This is a genomic window from Alcaligenes sp. 13f (assembly GCF_020496585.1).
Classification (GTDB): Bacteria; Pseudomonadota; Gammaproteobacteria; order Burkholderiales; family Burkholderiaceae_B; genus Alcaligenes; species Alcaligenes phenolicus.
In genome coordinates, this window is the sequence record NZ_JAHKKC010000005.1 from 163,730 (window position 1) to 182,873 (window position 19,144).

The window sequence follows — 19,144 nt, forward strand, 5'->3', positions numbered from 1 at the left end:
TGTCATGGCAACGCTGGTTGCCTGCCTCAAGGTGACCAAGGGCAGGCTGGGCTCGGTTTGGTGGAAAAGGGGCCCGCGAAGCGCGTACTTGCTGCACCCGTTTAGCATATCGGAATTTTTCCTTCATGTGGGGCAGGCTAGGGGCGTCAATCATGATTTGGAGCGCTTCTTTTGTAAGAATTCGCCCGTGTGATAGATCGATGTGTTTGTTAATGCCAACGGTCTGCTGCAGTCGCCAAGCATTTTAGATGTCATTAATTGCGCCTTTTGTGTGCAGCGTTATACTAGATCAATACGGCTTGTATAAGGCGTCCTACGTTGCCTTCTGCTCCTGCTATCCGCTAACCGGCGAGGTCCGTGTCGCGGAAGGTTTTCCTGCATCTCAACACGAGTGAAACACTCGGATAGGTGAAGCGTAATAATGTCATCGCAAAAAGAACTGCTCAGTAACTCTTATCTGTTCGGGAGCAATGCTCCTTACGTCGAAGAACTCTACGAGTCCTACCTCGACAATCCGGGCTCCGTCGCCGATCAATGGCGCGAGTACTTCGATCAACTGCAGCATCAGCCAGCTACTGACGGCCGCGACAGCACCCGCGATCAAGCTCACGCTCCTATCGTCGAGTCCTTCGCCCAACGTGCGAAAGCCAATGCCTTCCTGACCAGCGCGCAAGCACCGGACCTGACAGTTGCCATGAAGCAAGTGTCGATCCAGTCCATGATTGCTGCGTACCGCTCCCTGGGTGCACGCATTGCTGATCTGGACCCTCTGAAGCGCTCCGAACGCCCCAGCATCCCTGAACTGGACCCTGCTTTCTACGGTTTGACCGAAGCGGATCTGGACCAGGTCTACTCCGCCACCAACACCTACTTCACCAAAGCCGACACCATGACGCTGCGCGACATGCTCAAGGCCCTGCGTGATACGTACTCCCGTTCGGTGGGCGCAGAATTCATGTACATCTCCGACCCGGTCGTCAAGCGCTGGATTCAGCAGCGCCTGGAGTCGGTGCATGGCACAGGTTCTTTCAACGTTGAACAAAAACGCAACATCTTGCAGCAGCTGACCGAGGCCGAAGGCCTGGAGCGCTTCCTGCACACCAAATACGTCGGTCAGAAACGCTTCTCCCTGGAAGGTGGCGAGAGCTTCATCGCTTGTATGGATGAAGTGGTCAACCACGCTGGCGAGAACGGCGTTCAGGAAATCATCGTGGGTATGGCCCACCGTGGTCGCCTGAACATGCTGGTCAACATCATGGGCAAAATGCCCGGTGATCTGTTTGCCGAGTTTGAGGGCCGTCACGCTGAAGGCCTGACCGACGGCGACGTGAAATACCACAACGGCTTCTCCAGCGACCTGTCCACCCGCGGCGGTCCAGTCCACCTGTCTCTGGCCTTTAACCCATCCCACCTGGAAATTGTTAACCCAGTGGTCGAGGGTTCGGTCCGTGCTCGTCAGGATCGTCGTAGCGACGAAGACGGCAGCCAGGTTCTGCCTGTGCTGGTTCACGGTGACGCGGCTTTTGCCGGTCAGGGCGTGGTCATGGAAACACTGAACCTGGCCCAGACCCGTGGCTACGGTACCGGTGGCACGCTGCACATCGTGATCAACAACCAGATCGGTTTCACCACCTCTGACCCCCGCGATACACGCTCCACGCTGTATTGCACGGACGTGGTCAAGATGATTGAAGCCCCTGTTTTCCACGTGAACGGCGACGATCCTGAAGCCGTGGTGTTCGTGACTCAGCTGGCTCTGGATTTCCGCCGCGAGTTCAAGCACGACGTCGTGGTTGATATTGTTTGTTTCCGTAAACTGGGCCACAACGAGCAAGATACTCCCTCGATGACCCAGCCGCTGATGTACAAGAAGATTGGTCAGCACAACGGTACCCGCAAACTGTACGCCGACAAGCTGGTTGCTCAAGGCATTCTGTCCGAGAACGAACCCGAAGATCTGGTCAAGGCTTACCGTCAACTGATGGAAGACGGCAAGCGCACGGTTGAACCTGTTCTGACAGACTACAAGAACAAGTACGCCACCGACTGGTCTGCTTTCCTGGGCGCCAAATGGACTGACCAGGCTGACACCGCCTTGCCGATGTCCGAACTGACACGCATCGGTGAAAAACTGACCACCGTGCCAGAAGGCTTTACCGTTCACCCATTGGTCAACCGCATGCTGAACGACCGTCGTGCCATGGCGCGTGGCGAAGCTCAGGTGGACTGGGGCATGGGCGAGCACTTGGCCTTTGCAACCCTGGTGAACAACGGCTACGCCATTCGTATTACCGGCCAGGACTCGGGCCGTGGTACGTTCACGCACCGTCACGCCGTGCTGCACGATCAGAAACGTGAGCGCTGGAACGACGGTACCTACATTCCTTTGCAGAACGTCTCCGAAGGCCAGGCCAACTTCACGGTGATCGACTCGGTCCTGTCCGAAGAAGCCGTGCTGGCTTTTGAATACGGTTACGCTTCGGCAGAGCCCAACATCCTGACTATCTGGGAAGCCCAGTTCGGCGACTTCGCCAACGGTGCCCAGGTTGTTATCGACCAGTTCATTACGTCGGGTGAAGCCAAGTGGGGCCGTCATTGCGGTCTGACTCTGATGCTGCCACACGGCTACGAAGGTCAGGGTCCAGAGCACTCCTCGGCCCGTATCGAGCGCTTCTTGCAACTGTGCGCAGACAACAATATCCAGGTTGTCCAGCCCACCAACGGCGCCCAGATCTTCCACGTTCTGCGTCGTCAGATGATCCGTCCTTTCCGCAAGCCCTTGGTCATCATGACGCCCAAGTCCTTGCTGCGTAACAAAGATGCTACTTCGCCATTGAGCGATCTGGCTGAAGGCCACTTCATGCCTGTGATCGGTGAAACGGATCAGGCGATTGATGCAGCCGCTGTCAAACGTGTTCTGGCTTGCTCGGGCAAGGTTTACTACGATCTGGTGAACCACCGCAAAGAACTGGAGCGCAACGATATTGCCATTATCCGTGTGGAGCAGTTGTATCCGTTTGCCCACAAGGCCTTCCAGGCAGAGCTGGCTAAATACAGCAACGCCAAGGAAGTTATCTGGGTTCAGGACGAACCTCAAAACCAAGGTGCATGGTTCTACGTTCAGCATCACATCTACGAGAACATGACCGAAGGTCAGAAGCTTGGCTACGCCGGTCGTGCCGCTTCCGCTTCGCCTGCAGTGGGTTACCTGGCCAAACACCAGGAACAGCACAAGGCGCTGCTGGAGCAGGCTTTCGGCGCTCGCAAAGGCTTCATGCTGACCAAATAACGCACCCCAAATTTTAAATACGGAAAATATAATCATGGCAATTACTGACGTTCTGGTTCCCCAACTCTCTGAATCCATCTCCGAAGCAACCTTGCTGGAATGGAAAAAACAACCTGGCGAAATGGTCCAGGCTGACGAAATCCTGATCGAAGTCGAAACCGACAAGGTCGTTCTGGAAGTTCCCGCTCCTGCTTCGGGCGTGCTGAGCGAAATCGTCAAGGCCAACGGCAGCACTGTTACCTCCGGCGACGTGCTGGCCCGTATCGACTCCGAAGGCAAGGCTAGCGCTGCTGCTCCTGCCGCCGCTGCTGAAGAAGCCGCTCCTGCTGCTGCCCCAGCCGCTGCAGCTCCTGCTGCCAGCTCCGCCGCCTCTTCGGTTGCTTCGCCTGCAGCTGCCAAGATCCTGGCTGAAAAGGGTGTGGAAGCCAGCTCCGTGGAAGGTTCCGGCCGTGGTGGTCGCATCACCAAGGGTGACGCTCTGGAAGCCAACGCCGCTGCTGCTAAACCTGCTGCCGCTCCTGTTGCCCCTCCAACCCTGTCCCTGGACGGCCGTCCAGAACAGCGCGTGCCCATGAGCCGCCTGCGCGCTCGTATCGCCGAGCGTCTGCTGCAGTCGCAGTCCGAAAACGCCATGCTGACCACGTTCAACGAAGTGAACATGCAAGCGGTGCTGGATCTGCGCAAGAAGTACAAGGATCAGTTCGAGAAAGAGCACGGCGTGAAACTGGGCTTCATGTCCTTCTTCGTCAAGGCTGCTGTTGCCGCCCTGAAGAAATACCCCGTGCTGAACGCCTCGGTTGATGGCAAAGACATCATCTACCACGGTTACTTTGACATCGGTGTGGCCGTTGGTAGCCCACGCGGTCTGGTGGTGCCTATCCTGCGTAACGCTGATCAAATGTCCATCGCTGACATCGAAAAGCAAATCGCTGACTTCGGTGCCCGTGCTCGCGACGGCAAGCTGACCCTGGAAGAAATGACAGGCGGTACCTTCTCCATCTCCAACGGTGGTGTGTTCGGCTCCATGCTGTCCACTCCCATCATCAACCCACCTCAGTCCGCCATCCTGGGCATTCACGCCACCAAGGATCGCGCTGTTGTGGAAAACGGTCAGATCGTGGTTCGCCCCATGAACTACCTGGCTATGTCCTACGACCACCGCATCATCGACGGCCGCGAAGCCGTTCTGGGTCTGGTAGCCATGAAAGAAGCGCTGGAAGATCCTCAGCGTTTGCTGCTGAACGTCTAAGCACGCGGTAGTTTCGGTCTAGTATGTTTACGGCCAAGTGCTTGCTTCTAAGCCTTGGCCGACTTTGTTTAAGGCCCTGGGGGCTGGTGTTCGCCGCCTGATTCTTTCCCGTCTGACTTCTGGACGGTCCAGCGTGCCTTTTCACATTTATGGGATTTTTTATGGCTAAGCAATTTGATGTTGTCGTGATTGGTGCAGGCCCCGGTGGCTACATCGCCGCCATTCGTGCCGCTCAACTGGGTATGAGCGTCGCTTGCGTGGACGCATGGTCCACCGCTGAAGGCAAGCCCGCTCCTGGCGGTACATGCACCAACGTTGGTTGCATTCCTTCCAAGGCCTTGCTGCAATCGTCCGAGCATTTCGAGCACGCCAATCTGCATTTGGCCGAGCACGGCGTGGACGTCAAGGGCGTATCGCTGAATCTGGACAAGCTGGTCGGTCGCAAAGATGTGGTCGTCAAGCAAAACAACGACGGTATCTTGTACCTGTTCAAGAAGAACAAGGTTAACTTCTTCCACGGCACCGCTTCGTTTGGCGCCAAGGTTGACGGCGGCTGGTCGGTGAACGTGGCCGGCGCCAACGCCGAAGAGCTGGTTGCCAAGAACGTCATCATCGCGACCGGTAGCTCGGCTCGTGCCTTGCCCGGTGCTGAGTTCGACGAAGAGCAGATTCTGTCCAACGACGGCGCATTGCGTCTGCCCAAGGTTCCCAAGAAGCTGGCCGTTATCGGTGCCGGTGTGATTGGTCTGGAACTGGGTAGCGTGTGGCGTCGTCTGGGTGCCGAAGTGACCATTCTGGAAGGCGCTCCCGAGTTCCTGTCCGCCGTGGATCGCGACGTGGCCAAGGAAGCCCTGAAAGCTTTCACGAAACAAGGTCTGAAGATCAATGTGGGCGTGAAGGTTGGCGAGATCAAGAAGTCTGCCAAACAGGTCACTATCAACTACGTGGACGCCGCTGGTGCCGAGCATAAGCTGGAAGCCGACAAGCTGATCGTGTCCATTGGCCGTGTGCCTAACACCGCTGGTCTGGGTGCAGAAACCATTGGTCTGAAACTGGACGAGCGTGGTTTCGTGGTTGTGGACGACGATTGCGCTACCAGCCTGCCAGGTATCTGGGCAGTGGGTGACGTGGTGCGTGGCCCTATGCTGGCTCACAAAGCCGAAGAAGAAGGTGTGGCTGTGGCCGAGCGTCTGGCGGGTCAGCAACCTCACGTCAACTTCGACACCGTGCCTTGGGTTATCTACACCTCCCCCGAAATCGCTTGGGTTGGCAAGACCGAACAGCAACTGAAGACTGAAGGCCGTGCTTACCGCGCTGGCAGCTTCCCCTTCCTGGCTAACGGCCGTGCCCGCGCACTGGGTGACACCACCGGCTTTGTGAAGGTTCTGGCTGATGCCAAGACCGACGAAGTTCTGGGCGTGCACTTTGTGGGCCCTGTGGCTTCCGAGCTGGTAGCTGAAGCTGTTGCGATCATGGAATTCCGTGGCGCGTCGGAAGACATCGCCCGTATTTGCCATGCTCACCCAACCCTGTCCGAAGCCCTGAAAGAAGCGGCCTTGGCAGTGGACAAACGCGCTCTGAACTTCTGATAGACTTTCAGGGTGTTGTTGGAAAAGGGCGGGCACGGGCTCGCCCTTTTTTTCGTCACGAAAGGCTGATCAAAGCAGTCTGTACAGGCTGTGATGCGTGAGATAATTGACCGCGCAGTATGCTCAGACCCTGCATCAAAGGCAGTGCTGTTGTGGACCGCAGTGCATGCTGGCAGACCACTACCTGTCTCGGACAGGTTCTTTTATTTTCAGTGATATGAATGTTCGCGAGTATTACCATCAGGCTTTAGCGGAAAAAGGCTACCGTGCCGACCAGGCGCAGGAGCAAGCTATAGACCGGCTGCAACGCTATTACGACGAGTGGGTGGAGTATCGCAAAATGCGCTCCAGTACCTTGCGTCGCATGTTTTCCCGCCCGGAAGTGCCGCGTGGTGTGTACCTGTGGGGTGGTGTAGGGCGAGGCAAGAGCTTTCTGATGGACGCCTTCTACCTGACGGTGCCGCTCAAGCGCAAAACCCGCATTCACTTCCATGAGTTCATGCGTGGCGTGCACAAGGAGCTGAATCAGGTTAAAGGCATGAGCGATCCTTTGGACGAGGTTGCCAAGCGTATCGCCAAGCGTTACCGCCTGATCTGTTTTGACGAGTTCCACGTCTCGGACGTGGCCGATGCCATGATTCTGTACAAGCTGCTGCTGGGCCTGTTCGAGCGCGGCACGTCCTTTGTGATGACGTCCAATTACGAGCCGTCCACGCTGTATCCGGAAGGCCTGCACCGTGATCGCATTTTGCCCGCCATTGCGCTGATCCAGAAGAACATGGACATCATGAACGTGGATACGGGTGTGGATTACCGCCGCCGTGCGCTGGAACAGGTGAAAACCTATCTGACGCCATTGGGTCCGGAGACCACCGCAGAACTGCAATCCATGTTCACGGCCTTGTCGGACACGGCTCCTCAAGAGCCTGTGCTCAGTATCGAAAACCGGGATGTGAAAGCGGTGGCCTTGTCAGGCTCGGCCGTGTGGTTTGATTTCGAAACCCTGTGCGTCAGTGCGCGCTCGCAGAACGATTATCTGGAACTGGCCAACCGTTTCCAGACCGTGATCCTGTCCGATGTTCCCCGCATGACCGCCCGTGATGCTTCTGCTGCACGGCGCTTTACCTGGCTGGTGGACGTTTTTTACGATCACAAAGTCAAATTTATTATGTCCGCGGCTGTGCCCGAGGAAGAGTTGTATGTAGATGGCCCCATGGCCAATGAGTTCCACCGTACTGTCTCGCGTTTGATGGAAATGCAATCGCGCGAGTACCTGGAGTCAGAACGGCGCCAGGCAGTTATTTTGTAGGGCCTGGGCGCGGCCGGTGGCCAATGCGCCTGATCCCTGACCCTGACACGTAGTTTTATAAGCGTATTTTTTATCATGACGACACGAGTACTGACCGGCGTTACAACGACCGGTATTCCACACTTGGGTAACTATGCCGGGGCGATTCGTCCGGCTATCCGTGCTAGCCAGCAAGCCGATGTCGACGCATTTTTCTTCATGGCGGACTACCACGCCCTGATCAAATGTGACGATCCGGAGCGCGTAGCCATTTCGCGCCGTGCGATTGCCGCCACCTGGATAGCCTGCGGCCTGGATGTGGAAAAAGTAACGTTCTACCGTCAATCCGATATTCCAGAGATCCCGGAACTGTCCTGGATGCTGGGCTGTGTGACCGGCAAGGGTTTGATGAACCGTGCGCACGCCTACAAAGCCTCCGTGGACAAGAACGAAGCTGCCGGCATTGATCCTGATGATGGCGTCACCATGGGCTTGTTCAGCTACCCCGTGCTGATGGCGGCCGACATTCTGATGTTCAATGCGCACAAAGTACCCGTGGGCCGTGATCAGGTACAGCACCTGGAAATGGCACGCGATATCGCCAAGAGCTTCAACCATTTGTATGGTCGTGGCAAAGAGCTGTTTGTGCTGCCTGAAGTGCAGGTAGAAGAAGACCTGGCCTTGCTGCCGGGCCTGGACGGTCGCAAGATGTCCAAGAGCTACGACAACACCATTCCCTTGTTTGAAGGTGGTGCCAAGGCACTGAAGTCTGCCATCGCCCGTATCGTGACGGACTCCAAAGGCCCAGGCGAGCCCAAGAACCCGGACGATTCCCACCTGACCGCCTTGTACAAGGCCTTCGCGACGCCGGAGCAGACGCAGGCCTTCCGTCAGCAACTGATCGAAGGGATGGCCTGGGGTGAGGCCAAGGAGGCTTTGCATCAGGTTCTGGAAACCATGATCGCCCCCATGCGCGAGCGTTATGAGTCCTTGATGGCTCGCCCTCAGGAAATTGAAGAGTTGCTGCAAGTGGGTGCCCGCAAGGCTCGTGCCTACGCAACGCCTTTCATCCACGAGCTGAAGGCCGCTGTAGGCCTGCGCGATCCGTTGAGTACCGCTGCCAGCAAGTCCGAAGCCAAGGCCCGTAAAGCTCGCTTTGTGAACTTCCGCGACGAAGATGGCACCTTCCGCTTCCGTCTGCAAGATGCCGCCGGACAAGAGCTGTTCCTGTCCCGCTCCTACGCTGACCCTAAACAGGCGGGCGTTGCGATCAAGGCATTGCAGACTGCTGCGTTTGCAGAGGTGACCAAGCAAGACGGCCAGGAACTGCAAATCCATTGTGCCGGTGAGGAAGTCGCGCGCGTATCGGCAGATCTGCGTGGCGCACTTGAAGTCGCTTTGGATTCGATGCGGGACTAAGTAGGGTGACTGTGGTGGGATTGATTCCTTGCAAAGAATTTGCTCAGGACTGATCCCATGCAGGGTGTAGCGAGCCTCTTTGTGCTGCTGCGTTCTACCTTGACGCAAGTTTGAAAATAAACAGCCCCTGATATGAGATGTTCATCTCATGTCAGGGGAAGTTTTGTTCTTATTTATCAATACATTGAAAGGTGTTTGAGGATCAAGCTTGCGGCAGAGATAGCCTTGCAGTCGGCTTTTAGCCTCAACGTTTGCTCTGCATTTGCAATCCCTAAGGCAAGGGTTCGTTCAGGTCTGTGTCTGAATCGTGGACTTCTGGTCCCAGTCTTTGCTGGCCAGCTCCAAGGCCGCAATATCTTCTGCGCAGATCACGTCGCGCAAAGCCGTGAATTTCACTTCCGGCCAGTCATATATCTTCAGACCTAGCAGTCGCTCAATCGTCGAATCGTCAAAGCGCTTGCGCACAGGCACAGCCGGATTTCCGGCCACAATCGTGTACGGTGCCACGCTCTTGGTCACAACCGCCCCGGAGGCCACGACAGCGCCTTCACCAATGACTACACCGGGCATGATCATGGCCCGCATGCCGATCCAGGCACCGTCATGGATGTGGGTGTCGCCTTTGCCCACATAGGCGTCCGTAATCTTGTCCACGAAGGGATACAGGCTGAACCAGTCCATGCGATGGGTATGGTTGCCGCCCATCAGAATCACGGCCTCGGCACCGATGCACACGTAGTCACCAATATGCAATTGGTCTACCGGCCATTGAGAGGTCCAGGCCTTGCGGCTGTATTCGTCCCCGTACAGGTAACGCACCACGCTTTCTTCAAAACTGTCGGTCCAGGCATGGCTGTAGTAGCTGTGTGTGCCACGCACATGGATGTTGGGGTTGGATACGGTTTCGTGCAGGAGTTCGACCTGCGACCAGTGCTTTTGCACCATGCTTCTCCTTCTGGACCTTGCCGCGCTGGATTTGGCTTTGCGCCAGTCCCGGCAAAGTGGGATGTTTCTGTTTGGGCCAGGCAGCCAGGCGAGTACAGGAGGCTCGCTTTGTTGACGCTGATGGCGGGACCAGTCTAATGCGCTTTGAGGCGCTTTGCATTCAAGCGGGCCAAAAGCATCAAGCCCTGCATGAATGTTCATGCAGGGCTTGATGATGGGCTTGGGCCAGGAATACCTGTCCTATTCGGCAGGTTGGGCAGGAATATCCAGTTTTTCACACAGACTTAGAATTTCCTCCAGGTTCTCGCGTTTGACCACGATCAGCTGAAATTCCTCGTCATAGCTTTGGGCAAATTCCAGCAGGCAGTAGGAGGGGTGAAACTCCTGCAGCTGCTCGTTCGCCCATTGGAAAAAGCCGTCCACGTCCTGAAACGGCATATCGTCGTAGGGAAAGGCGGGCAGATCCTGGCTTTCAAAGGCAGCCAGAATCTCCTCCCACAGTTCGTCCACGGTATCGGCCAGAGCCAGATAGTCGTCCAGCTCGTAGCTGATGGCCAGGATCAGAGCGCCATCCGGATCGTGTTCCATCAAGTTCTGGGCGTGCTTGCCATACGCCTCACCCATCGCTGTCGGGCTGGCGCTGGCTGTCAGCACGGACTGGCTGATGGCTGCAATATCCTGTTCCTTCTGATCAAATCCGGTCAGCAGATTGAGCAGACGCGTCAGTTGGGAAAGGCGCTCGGTCTCAGTCATGGCTTATCTCCGAAGTTTGCTAAAGGCGGCTGCCATAGCACCTGTCGGTGCCGGTTCAGCTTGCCGGTTGGGGCGATTGTTTCCGGAACGGCGCTGGGGTGCGTTGCTGGTGTTGCTGGAACCACGCACAGGGCCGCTGTCGTCGTTCAGGCGCATGGTCAAGCCGATACGCTTACGAGCTACATCCACTTCCTGGACTTTAACCTTAACGGTCTGCCCAACGCGAACCACATCACGCGGATCTTTGACAAAGGTCTCGGACAGGGCCGAGATATGCACCAGACCGTCCTGGTGCACACCCACGTCCACAAAGGCACCAAAGTTGGCCACGTTGGTGACCACGCCTTCCAGAATCATGCCGGGCGTCAAATCGTTCAGGGAGTTGATGCCTTCCTGGAACTTGGCGGTGGTGAATTCAGGGCGAGGGTCGCGACCGGGCTTTTCAATTTCATTAAAAATATCACGCACGGTGGGCAAACCAAAGCGCTCATCCGTGAAGTCGGAAGGCGACAAGCCTTTCAGTGCGCCGGATTTACCCATGACATCGCTGGCTTCGGTTTGCAGGCGCTCCAGAATGCGGGCGGCAACCGGATAGGCTTCGGGGTGAACCGCCGAGGCGTCCAGAGGGTTGGCTGCACCGGGAATACGCAAAAAGCCCGCTGCCTGTTCAAAGGCTTTTTCACCAAAGCGCGGCACCTCACGCAACTGCTTGCGGCTTTGGAAGGCACCGTTTTCGTCACGCCAGGTGACGATGTTTTTGGCCAGCGTGTTGTTCAGGCCGGAAACGCGCGCCAGCAGGGGAGCAGAGGCGGTGTTGACGTCCACACCCACGGCGTTCACACAATCCTCGACCACGGCATCCAGGCTGCGAGCCAGTTCGCGCTGGTTCACGTCGTGCTGGTATTGGCCAACACCAATGGATTTGGGGTCGATCTTTACCAGCTCGGCCAGCGGATCTTGCAGGCGGCGGGCGATGGAAACAGCACCGCGCAGGCTGACGTCCATATCCGGGAATTCTTGTGCGGCCAGTTCAGAGGCGGAGTACACCGAAGCGCCGGCCTCCGACACGACTACGCGAGTTAAAGGCAACTGCGGGAAAGCGGATTGCAGGTCGGCAACCAGTTTCTCGGTTTCGCGCGATGCTGTGCCGTTGCCAATCGCCACCAGTTCAACTTGGTAGCGAGTAGCCAGACCGGCCAGGGTACGAATGGCGCCTTCGCGGTCACGACGGGGCTCGAAGGGGTAGACGGTGGCCGTATCCAGCACCTTGCCGGTTGCATCGATCACAGCGGCTTTTACGCCGGTACGAATACCTGGGTCCAGGCCCAGAACGGCTTTATTGCCAGCGGGGGCTGCCAGCAGCAAATCGCGCAGATTGGCGGCAAACACGCGGGTAGATTCTTGCTCGGCTTCTTCGCGCAGACGGCCAATCAGCTCGGATTCGAATGCTGTCAGCAACTTGACGCGCCAGGTCCAGCGGCAAACCTCGGCCAGCCAATGGTCGCGTGGGCTGGCGTCGGCGGAAAAGTCAGCGCCAACATCGGTCAGCTCGGCGACTTTCAGTACACAAGGGTGAGGCAGAAGCGCATCCTGCTCGGGGTTCAGGCCCAGGCGCAGGTCCAGTGCACCTTGCTGACGACCGCGCAACAAAGCCAGTACGCGGTGAGAAGGCAGTTGGCGCAGCGCTTCGTTAAAGTCGAACCAGTCGCGGAACTTGTCGCCTTCCTGTTCCTTGCCTTCGGCAACCTTGGAGTACAAGTGAGCGGACTTCCACAGATAGTCGCGCATGGCTTCCAGCAGGTCGGCCTGCTCGGCAAAGCGTTCGGCCAGAATGTCGCGGGCACCGTCCAGGGCGGCTTTGGCCGTGTCGATCTTGGCTTCGGCATTCAGATAGCCTTCGGCCAGCGCCACAGGGTCTGCATCCTTCTGGGCCAGAATGGCGTCCGCCAGCGGCTCCAGGCCGGCTTCGCGGGCAATCTGGGCACGGGTACGGCGCTTGGGCTTGTAAGGGGCGTACAAGTCTTCCAGACGCTGCTTGGTGTCAGCCGCCAAAATGGCTTGCTCCAGCTCGGGCGTCAGTTTTTCTTGCTGGCGGATCGATTCCAGAATGGCATGACGACGCGATTGCATATCGCGCAAATAGATCAGGCGCACTTCCAGATCACGCAGGACATTATCGTCCAGGCCGCCAGTCGCTTCCTTGCGGTAACGGGCAATAAAAGGGACCGTGGCCCCGTTGTCCAAGAGCTCAACCGTAGAGGCGGCTTGTTGGATGCGGATGTTCAGTTCAGAGGCCAGTAGCGCCAGAATCTGTTGGTGATCCTGTTGCTGGGCGAGGGTTTCCACAGTCATTTCAGTTATGGGTCCATCGTTGTAAAAGGGTCTGCAAGCGCCGCATTTTGCCATAAAGACCGGCAGCGACCCAGAATTGGCAGGTATCATCTTGTATGTATTCCACTGTGATTGTAGACAGTTCTGTCATTCGTCACCTCTCCCTGAGCGGTTTTGCCCCATGTTGTTGCAGGATTATTCCGATATCTTTTCTCCCCAAGGCCCTCTGGCAGAGTCTGTCTCGCACTATCGTCCGCGGCAGGCTCAGCTGGAGCTGGCCCAAGCCATCAGCGAGACGGTCGCCGAGTCCGGCGTACTGATTGCCGAGGCGGGCACAGGCACGGGCAAGACCTGGGCCTATCTGGTGCCTGTGTTCATGCAAGGTGGCAAAGCCTTGGTCTCGACCGGGACGCGCACCTTGCAGGATCAATTGTTCCGTCGGGATATTCCCCACCTGCGTAAAGCGCTGGCCTTGCCGGTGGATGTGGCCTTGCTCAAGGGGCGCAGCAACTACGTTTGTCATTACCATTTGGAACGATTGGGTCAGGATGATCGAGCCCTGAAGTCCCGTGCGGAAATTGCTTATCTGCGGGCCATCCAGCTTTTTACTGAACGCAGCCGTAGCGGCGACAAGGGGGAGTTGGCCGAAGTCCCGGAGGACGCGGATATTTGGCACCGAGTCACTTCCACACGCGATAATTGCCTGGGACAGGATTGCCCCTTTGTGCGCGACTGCTTTGTGATGAAGGCGCGCCGTCATGCCCAGGATGCGGATGTAGTAGTGGTGAACCATGCTCTGTTCATGGCGGACCTGGCCTTGCGCGAAGAGGGCGTAACGGATTTGCTGCCTAGCGTGGATCTGGTGGTGTTTGACGAGGCACACCAACTGCCCGACGTGGCCACCCGTTTTCTGGGTAGTAGCGTGTCCTTGTATCAATTGACGGATTTGTGTCGTCAGATAGAAGCGGCGGGTCTGGCCCAGGCGCGCGAGACTGTGGACTGGAGTCAGGTGGCGCGCAAGCTGGAGCAAGCGGCTCGGGATTTGCATTTGCGCACCGCGTCGCTGGCCGCCCAAGGTGGCCGTGCCACTTTCCAGGCCTTGCCCGAGCCCGAGCTTTTTGACGAGGCGCTGGAGAATTTGCTGGAGACCTTCGACAAGGTCATCAAGATGCTGGCCATGGTGGCTGAACGCCATCCAGATCTGGCGGCGGCACATAAAAGTGCCTTGGAATTGCGTGCACGCTTGTTCCAATGGAGCCAGCCGGATCGTCAAGGCCGTCACGCCTATTTGCCAGAAAGTGAAAAAGACGAAGACCAGCCCGACGAGTTCGTGCGTTGGGTAGAAAGTGGGCAGCATTATCTGCGCCTGCACAGTGCCCCTTTGTCGGTCGCCAAGATTTTCTCGCGCTACCGAGGCAAGGAGCAGTCCTGGGTGCTGACCTCGGCCACCTTGTCGGTGCATGGTGATTTCAATCACTTCAAGCGTCAACTGGGTTTGTTTGATGCTCGCACCGAAGCCTGGGCTTCGCCGTTCGACTATCCGAATCAGGCGCTGTTCTACGTCCCCAGCACCTTGCCGCTTCCTAGCCATCCCAACTTCAATCAGGCCTTCGTGGATGCGCTCATTCCGCTGATCAAGGCGGGTCAGGGTGGTGTGCTGGTGCTCTGTACCACCTTGCGCTCGGTCGAGCGGATTGCAGATATGCTGCGGGACCGATTTGATCGGGAAGACATCGAACGCAATGTGCTGCGCCAGGGGGAGCGTTCACGGCAAGTTCTGCTGGACGAGTTCCGTGCCCGTGGCAATGCGGTGTTGGTGGGGAGCGCCAGCTTCTGGGAAGGGATTGACCTGCCCGGTGATGCCTTGACGCTGGTGGCTATCGACAAGCTGCCTTTTGCACCACCCGATGATCCGGTGCTGGAAGCGCGTATCAAGGAGTGCAAGGACAGGGGCGGTAATCCCTTCATGGAATACCAGTTGCCCGAAGCCGCCATTGCCTTGAAGCAAGGGGCAGGGCGTCTGATTCGTACCGAGCGCGACTGGGGCGTGCTGATGGTGGGCGACACCCGTATTGTCGAGAAGCCCTACGGCAAACTGCTATGGCGTGGTTTGCCACCTTTTGCCCGTACGCGTGATCCTGCTCGTGCCTTGGCGTTTCTGCGGGAGCAGAAAGCGAAGCGGCAGAGCGCTCAGGTCAGTGATGTGGAGCTGAACGACAGCTCGGAGCAGGCTTGAAAGTATTGCTTGTATTCTCCGCCTATTAAAACTAGGGCAAGGACTCGTCTGCGACGATGTCCTCTGCCACCAGGCCCCATAAGAACAGGCTGGGTGTGCCAGCGCCTTCCAGACTGCCCTCTATCTGCTGAAGAACGGACATGACGGCACTGCGATTGCTGACTGCCTCAAACGCTTCCCGAGTGATAGGCGTAAACCAGCCTTTTTTGAGCACCGCTACCGCCATTGCCAGCGCGACGGAAAACACATGCTGGCCCAGCATGGGGACCTGAACCGTCTCGCCTGCGCGATTGTGCACATCAAACATCTGCTCTTCATCAGGCAGTGCTGCACCCAGGCGCCAGGCCAGTGCCAGCCCGAAGGCTTCGGGAATCATCACGCAAAGCTTGGTCGCACGGACTTCAGACAGGCCGCTGGCTTGCAGTTGAGCGATGCACTCCTCAATGCTTTGATCCTTTGCCAGTACAGGAATGGCTTGCAGTACCTGTGTTTCTGCTTGTTCGTGGTTCATGGAGTATGTTTTATGAAAGGGGCATTCTTGGACATTGGAAAATGTCTGTTTTCATGTTCTTGTGACGTCGGGAAGCGGAGTAGTGGGTCTTACGGGCCAACAACTTAGGACAGGTTTCAGCCATTGCTTGCCACGGTGGAGTTTTGAGCTAGGTGCTGCACAGTACCAGGCACGGGGCACGACATTGTATAAAGTCGCAGCATCATAAGCTTGGACTTCAATTTCGCGTCGTTCTCCGTTCTACATCAAGGCTTTTTGGCATCGTACGTTTGACGTGATTTCTGTATACGCGGAAGGTTCTCTCTGACCCACACATTGATGCCTTTCAGCGCATCGAGCATGTTTTTCCCCATCTCCGTCAGTTCGTATTCCACACGTGGGGGCACCTCGGGAAAGTAATGGCGTTCTATCAAGCCATCTCGTTCCAGGTTTCTGAGTGTCAGCGTCAGCATGCGCTGTGTGATTCCTTCCACCTCACGCTTGATTTCGGAAAATCGCAGTCTACGATCACCCGCGATGGCAAGGCGCCAGATGACCTGCACGGTCCATTTGTCACCGAGGCGTGTGCAGACTCCATTCAAGGGAATTGGCTGGAAGGATGAGTTGCTGTCGGGTTTCTCTTTGCGAGAATCCGACTCTGCTGGATCTATGGGTTTCATTTTTGTGCCTGAGGTTCAAAAAAGTGCCGTCTTCCGCAATTCAGATATCGAGGAAAGAATACGACATTCTCTTTTTTTTCGAGCTGAATCATGAATAAAGTACATCGTCCCATTCTGGTTTTCGGAGCCACAGGCCGGCAAGGTGGATCGGTGACCAAAGCACTTCTGGAGGCTCACTGGCCTGTCTGCGCTTTTGTGCAATCTCCATCCAAACCGGCTTCAATCGCTCTGCGGGAAGCAGGCGCTGAACTCATGCAAGGGTCATTGGACGATGCCAATCTTATCGCGTCGGCCATGAAGGATGTGTATGGCGTATTTAGCGTGATGCCTGCGAACCTATCAGCAGAAGAGGAGGTTTGTTATGGCACACGTCTTGCTGATCTGGCGGCAAAAAATGGCGTCGAGCATTTCATCTATTCCTCGGGGGCTAGCGCTGGGGACAAACTGACAGGTGTTGCGCGCTTTGATGCCAAGCCTCTTATTGAGGCACATATTCGCGAACTGCCGCTGACTGCAACCATCATCCGTCCCATGATCTTCATGGAGATGCTTGTGCGGCCGGGCTTTGGCCTGGAGGAAGGGCGGTTGGTTTCTCTGATACACCGTGATCATTCGATCCAACTCACTGCGGTGCAAGACATAGGGAAAATCGTTGCCGCCCTGTTTGCGGACAGGGCACGTTTTGCCGGGATGACCTTGAAGATCGCCAGTGATCGTGTGACCGGCCAGGAGCTGGAGGCCGCCTTTTCTGAAGCCGCAGGTCGCTCTATCACTTATGCCCGATTCCCTGATGAAGTATTAGCTGCCAACGCCGATTTGGGGCATATGGCGTCAAGTCTGGAGGATGGCCCTCTTGCAGAACAGGTGGACCTCGGTCTGATGCGAGAAATCAATCCTGAACTTGTCTCGCTGCGTCCTTGGCTGATGGGAGAAGGGCGTGAAAAGCTGGAAGAAGCGTTGTGCAGAAAACAGCCAAAAGCGCTACCAAGAACCCTGCTTTCAGATCCTGTTACAAGGCTAATTTAATTATTTAAATATAAAGCTCTCCCGCCTGGAACGCAGGGTAATCCCCATCTCTCCACGCATTGACGCGTCAAATTCGGCTCATTACCATCACAACATACAACTATGTATGTTCTAAAACCACTTGTGTTTGGTGATCCACATGACAACAGAAAAAACTTTGCCGCGAGTAATACGTTTTGACGATTTGGTCTTTCAGCCCAGACAGGAAAAACCGGAGATGGCGCAGTTGGCGGAAATCGTGGGTGAGGAAGATGGGACGCCTTTGGGGGCGGGGTATGCGCGCTTGAATCAGGCCCGCATCGAATGGACCGTGCTGTATGACGAGGTCGTGACGGTGGTCGAGGGCAGCATGCGCATTCATACGCCGCAGGGCATTCTGGAAGCCGGTCCACGTGATTGTGTGTGGTTGCCAGCGGGCACGCCCCTGATCTATGAAGCAGAATCTGCTCTGATCCATTACTGCCTGCATCCCAGCAACTGGGCCAGCGCACGGACGACGGCATGAGCATCAAGAAAATTACGCGTCTGCCGGAGAACGACAAGACCAATGGGTGGAGTCGGCTCCTGGCTCCCCGTACGCCCAAGCCCGCTCTGGCCAAAGACGTGCAGGCGGATTGGGTGATTGTCGGCGGTGGCCTGGCCGGTTTGGCGGCTGCCCGTCGCCTGGCAGAGAACCGCCCCGGTGACAGCATCGTGGTGCTGGAGGCCGATCAGGTGGGGGAGGGCGCTCAAGGTCGAAACTCCGGCTTTGCGATTGATAGCCCTCATAACGTCGGCAGTTCCATGGGCGAACTGGACGCCGCCCGCTCGCATGTGCGCCTGGCGCGTACCGCGATTGCTTATTTAAGAACCCAGGTCGAGCGTTACGGTATCGAGTGCGACTGGAGCCCCATCGGGAAATTCCACGCAGCGGTTTCGGAGGAAGGCGTACGCACAACCTTGAAGCCTACGCTGCAAGTGCTGGAGTCCTTGAAGGAACCGCATGAGTGGCTGGACGGCAAGGCCTTGCACGACAAGCTGGGGTTCACGCATTTCCGCACAGGAATTTACACCCCCGGTACGGTGTTGCTGAACCCGGCGGGTCTGTCGCGTGGTCTGGCCGACAATATGCCTCCCAACGTTACCGTCTACGAAAAAACGCCCGTGCTGTCCTTGCAGCAAGGCGACGGTGTCACGCTGGAAACCCCCGGTGGCAAGGTTCGTGCAGGCAAGATGATTCTGGCCGTGAACGTTTTTGCGGAGCAGTTCGGTTTTTACAGCGGCAAGCTGATGCCGATGGCGGCTCATGCAAGCCTGACCCGTTGCCTGACAGAAAGCGAGCAGCGCGAATTGGGTGGTTTGCCCAGCTGGGGTTTGACGCCCGCCAATGCCTTTGTGGGCATCACCATGCGTCGCACCAATGACCAACGCATTCTGATCCGCCAGCACATGACTTACGCGCCCAATTTGCGCAGTGATGATGAAAGCCGCCGCCGCGTGCGCATTGAGCACAAAACCCTGTTTGACGAGCGTTTCCCGAATCTGAAGAACGTGGAGATGGAACACACTTGGACGGGCTTTATCTGCCTGTCCCGTAATGGTTCCCCAGGCTTTGGGCAGGTGGCACCGCATGTGTATTCCGCGGTGTGTCAGAACGGGGTGGGTCTGACCAAGGGCACGATTTCCGGCATGTTGGTCGCCGATCTGGCTTGCGGTGTGGACAATCCCTTGATTGCCGATATGCAGGCTTTGGGGCAACCCGATGCCTTGCCGCCACGTCCGTTTCTGGATGTGGGTGTCCGGGCCCGTTTGGGCTGGGAGTTATGGCGGCACCGGGCGGAAGCCTGATAGCCGACGTTTGAACAATAAA

General features: G+C 56.9%; 14 protein-coding genes. 9 read left to right on the forward strand and 5 right to left on the reverse strand.

Annotated elements, in window-relative coordinates; translation table 11 throughout:
• The first annotated feature begins 421 nt into the window (after positions 1–421).
• The 5 genes from KOE80_RS05940 to KOE80_RS05960 all read left to right on the forward strand — a co-directional run bounded on the left by KOE80_RS05940 (position 422) and on the right by KOE80_RS05960 (position 8,834).
• On the forward strand, positions 422–3,289 hold the full coding sequence (locus tag KOE80_RS05940; protein WP_042484166.1) for a 2-oxoglutarate dehydrogenase E1 component: 2,868 nt from the start codon (positions 422–424) through the stop codon (positions 3,287–3,289).
• A 34-nt stretch (positions 3,290–3,323) separates the two neighbouring features.
• Positions 3,324–4,538 (forward strand): 2-oxoglutarate dehydrogenase complex dihydrolipoyllysine-residue succinyltransferase, encoded by a 1,215-nt coding sequence (gene odhB, locus KOE80_RS05945; protein ID WP_042484168.1) that lies wholly within the window; start codon positions 3,324–3,326, stop codon positions 4,536–4,538.
• Between the two features lie 161 nt (positions 4,539–4,699).
• Positions 4,700–6,127: a dihydrolipoyl dehydrogenase gene (gene lpdA / locus KOE80_RS05950; protein WP_125304717.1), complete on the forward strand. Its 1,428-nt coding sequence runs from the start codon at positions 4,700–4,702 to the stop codon at positions 6,125–6,127.
• A gap of 217 nt (positions 6,128–6,344) precedes the next feature.
• A complete protein-coding gene (gene zapE, locus KOE80_RS05955; protein ID WP_042484467.1) occupies positions 6,345–7,436 on the forward strand; it encodes a cell division protein ZapE in 1,092 nt (363 codons plus the stop codon).
• 75 nt (positions 7,437–7,511) lie between these two features.
• Complete coding sequence (locus KOE80_RS05960) at positions 7,512–8,834, forward strand: tryptophan--tRNA ligase (RefSeq protein WP_226348613.1); 1,323 nt, start codon at positions 7,512–7,514, stop codon at positions 8,832–8,834.
• Positions 8,835–9,122: 288 nt separating this feature from the next.
• Here KOE80_RS05960 and KOE80_RS05965 read toward each other — a convergent pair whose 3' ends face one another.
• The 3 genes from KOE80_RS05965 to KOE80_RS05975 all read right to left on the reverse strand — a co-directional run bounded on the left by KOE80_RS05965 (position 9,123) and on the right by KOE80_RS05975 (position 12,884).
• Positions 9,123–9,779, reverse strand: coding sequence for a CatB-related O-acetyltransferase (locus tag KOE80_RS05965; protein WP_226348614.1), 657 nt, complete (start codon positions 9,777–9,779; stop codon positions 9,123–9,125).
• A 240-nt stretch (positions 9,780–10,019) separates the two neighbouring features.
• A complete protein-coding gene (locus tag KOE80_RS05970) occupies positions 10,020–10,532 on the reverse strand; it encodes a hypothetical protein (RefSeq protein ID WP_009457658.1) in 513 nt (170 codons plus the stop codon).
• Positions 10,533–10,535: 3 nt separating this feature from the next.
• On the reverse strand, positions 10,536–12,884 hold the full coding sequence (locus KOE80_RS05975; protein WP_226348615.1) for a Tex family protein: 2,349 nt from the start codon (positions 12,882–12,884) through the stop codon (positions 10,536–10,538).
• A 160-nt stretch (positions 12,885–13,044) separates the two neighbouring features.
• Between KOE80_RS05975 and KOE80_RS05980 the strand changes: the two genes are divergently transcribed.
• A complete protein-coding gene (locus tag KOE80_RS05980; RefSeq protein WP_226348616.1) occupies positions 13,045–15,099 on the forward strand; it encodes an ATP-dependent DNA helicase in 2,055 nt (684 codons plus the stop codon).
• A 31-nt stretch (positions 15,100–15,130) separates the two neighbouring features.
• Here KOE80_RS05980 and KOE80_RS05985 read toward each other — a convergent pair whose 3' ends face one another.
• Both KOE80_RS05985 and KOE80_RS05990 read right to left on the reverse strand, forming a co-directional pair.
• A complete protein-coding gene (locus tag KOE80_RS05985) occupies positions 15,131–15,610 on the reverse strand; it encodes a hypothetical protein (protein ID WP_226348617.1) in 480 nt (159 codons plus the stop codon).
• 245 nt (positions 15,611–15,855) lie between these two features.
• The gene (locus KOE80_RS05990) at positions 15,856–16,269 is read right to left on the reverse strand and encodes a winged helix-turn-helix transcriptional regulator (RefSeq protein ID WP_226348618.1); all 414 of its coding nucleotides are present in this window, start codon (positions 16,267–16,269) and stop codon (positions 15,856–15,858) included.
• Positions 16,270–16,359: 90 nt separating this feature from the next.
• Here KOE80_RS05990 and KOE80_RS05995 point away from each other — a divergent pair, with 90 nt between their 5' ends.
• From KOE80_RS05995 to KOE80_RS06005, 3 genes are all read left to right on the forward strand, one after another.
• Positions 16,360–17,295, forward strand: a complete 936-nt coding sequence (locus KOE80_RS05995; RefSeq protein ID WP_226348619.1) for an NmrA/HSCARG family protein — start codon at positions 16,360–16,362, stop codon at positions 17,293–17,295.
• A gap of 139 nt (positions 17,296–17,434) precedes the next feature.
• Entirely contained in the window at positions 17,435–17,800 is a 366-nt protein-coding gene (locus tag KOE80_RS06000; protein ID WP_226348620.1) for an ethanolamine utilization protein EutQ, read from the forward strand.
• Positions 17,797–19,122: an NAD(P)/FAD-dependent oxidoreductase gene (locus KOE80_RS06005; protein WP_226348621.1), complete on the forward strand. Its 1,326-nt coding sequence runs from the start codon at positions 17,797–17,799 to the stop codon at positions 19,120–19,122. The genes KOE80_RS06000 and KOE80_RS06005 overlap by 4 nt, the downstream gene beginning before the upstream one ends.
• The last annotated feature ends 22 nt before the right edge of the window (positions 19,123–19,144 follow it).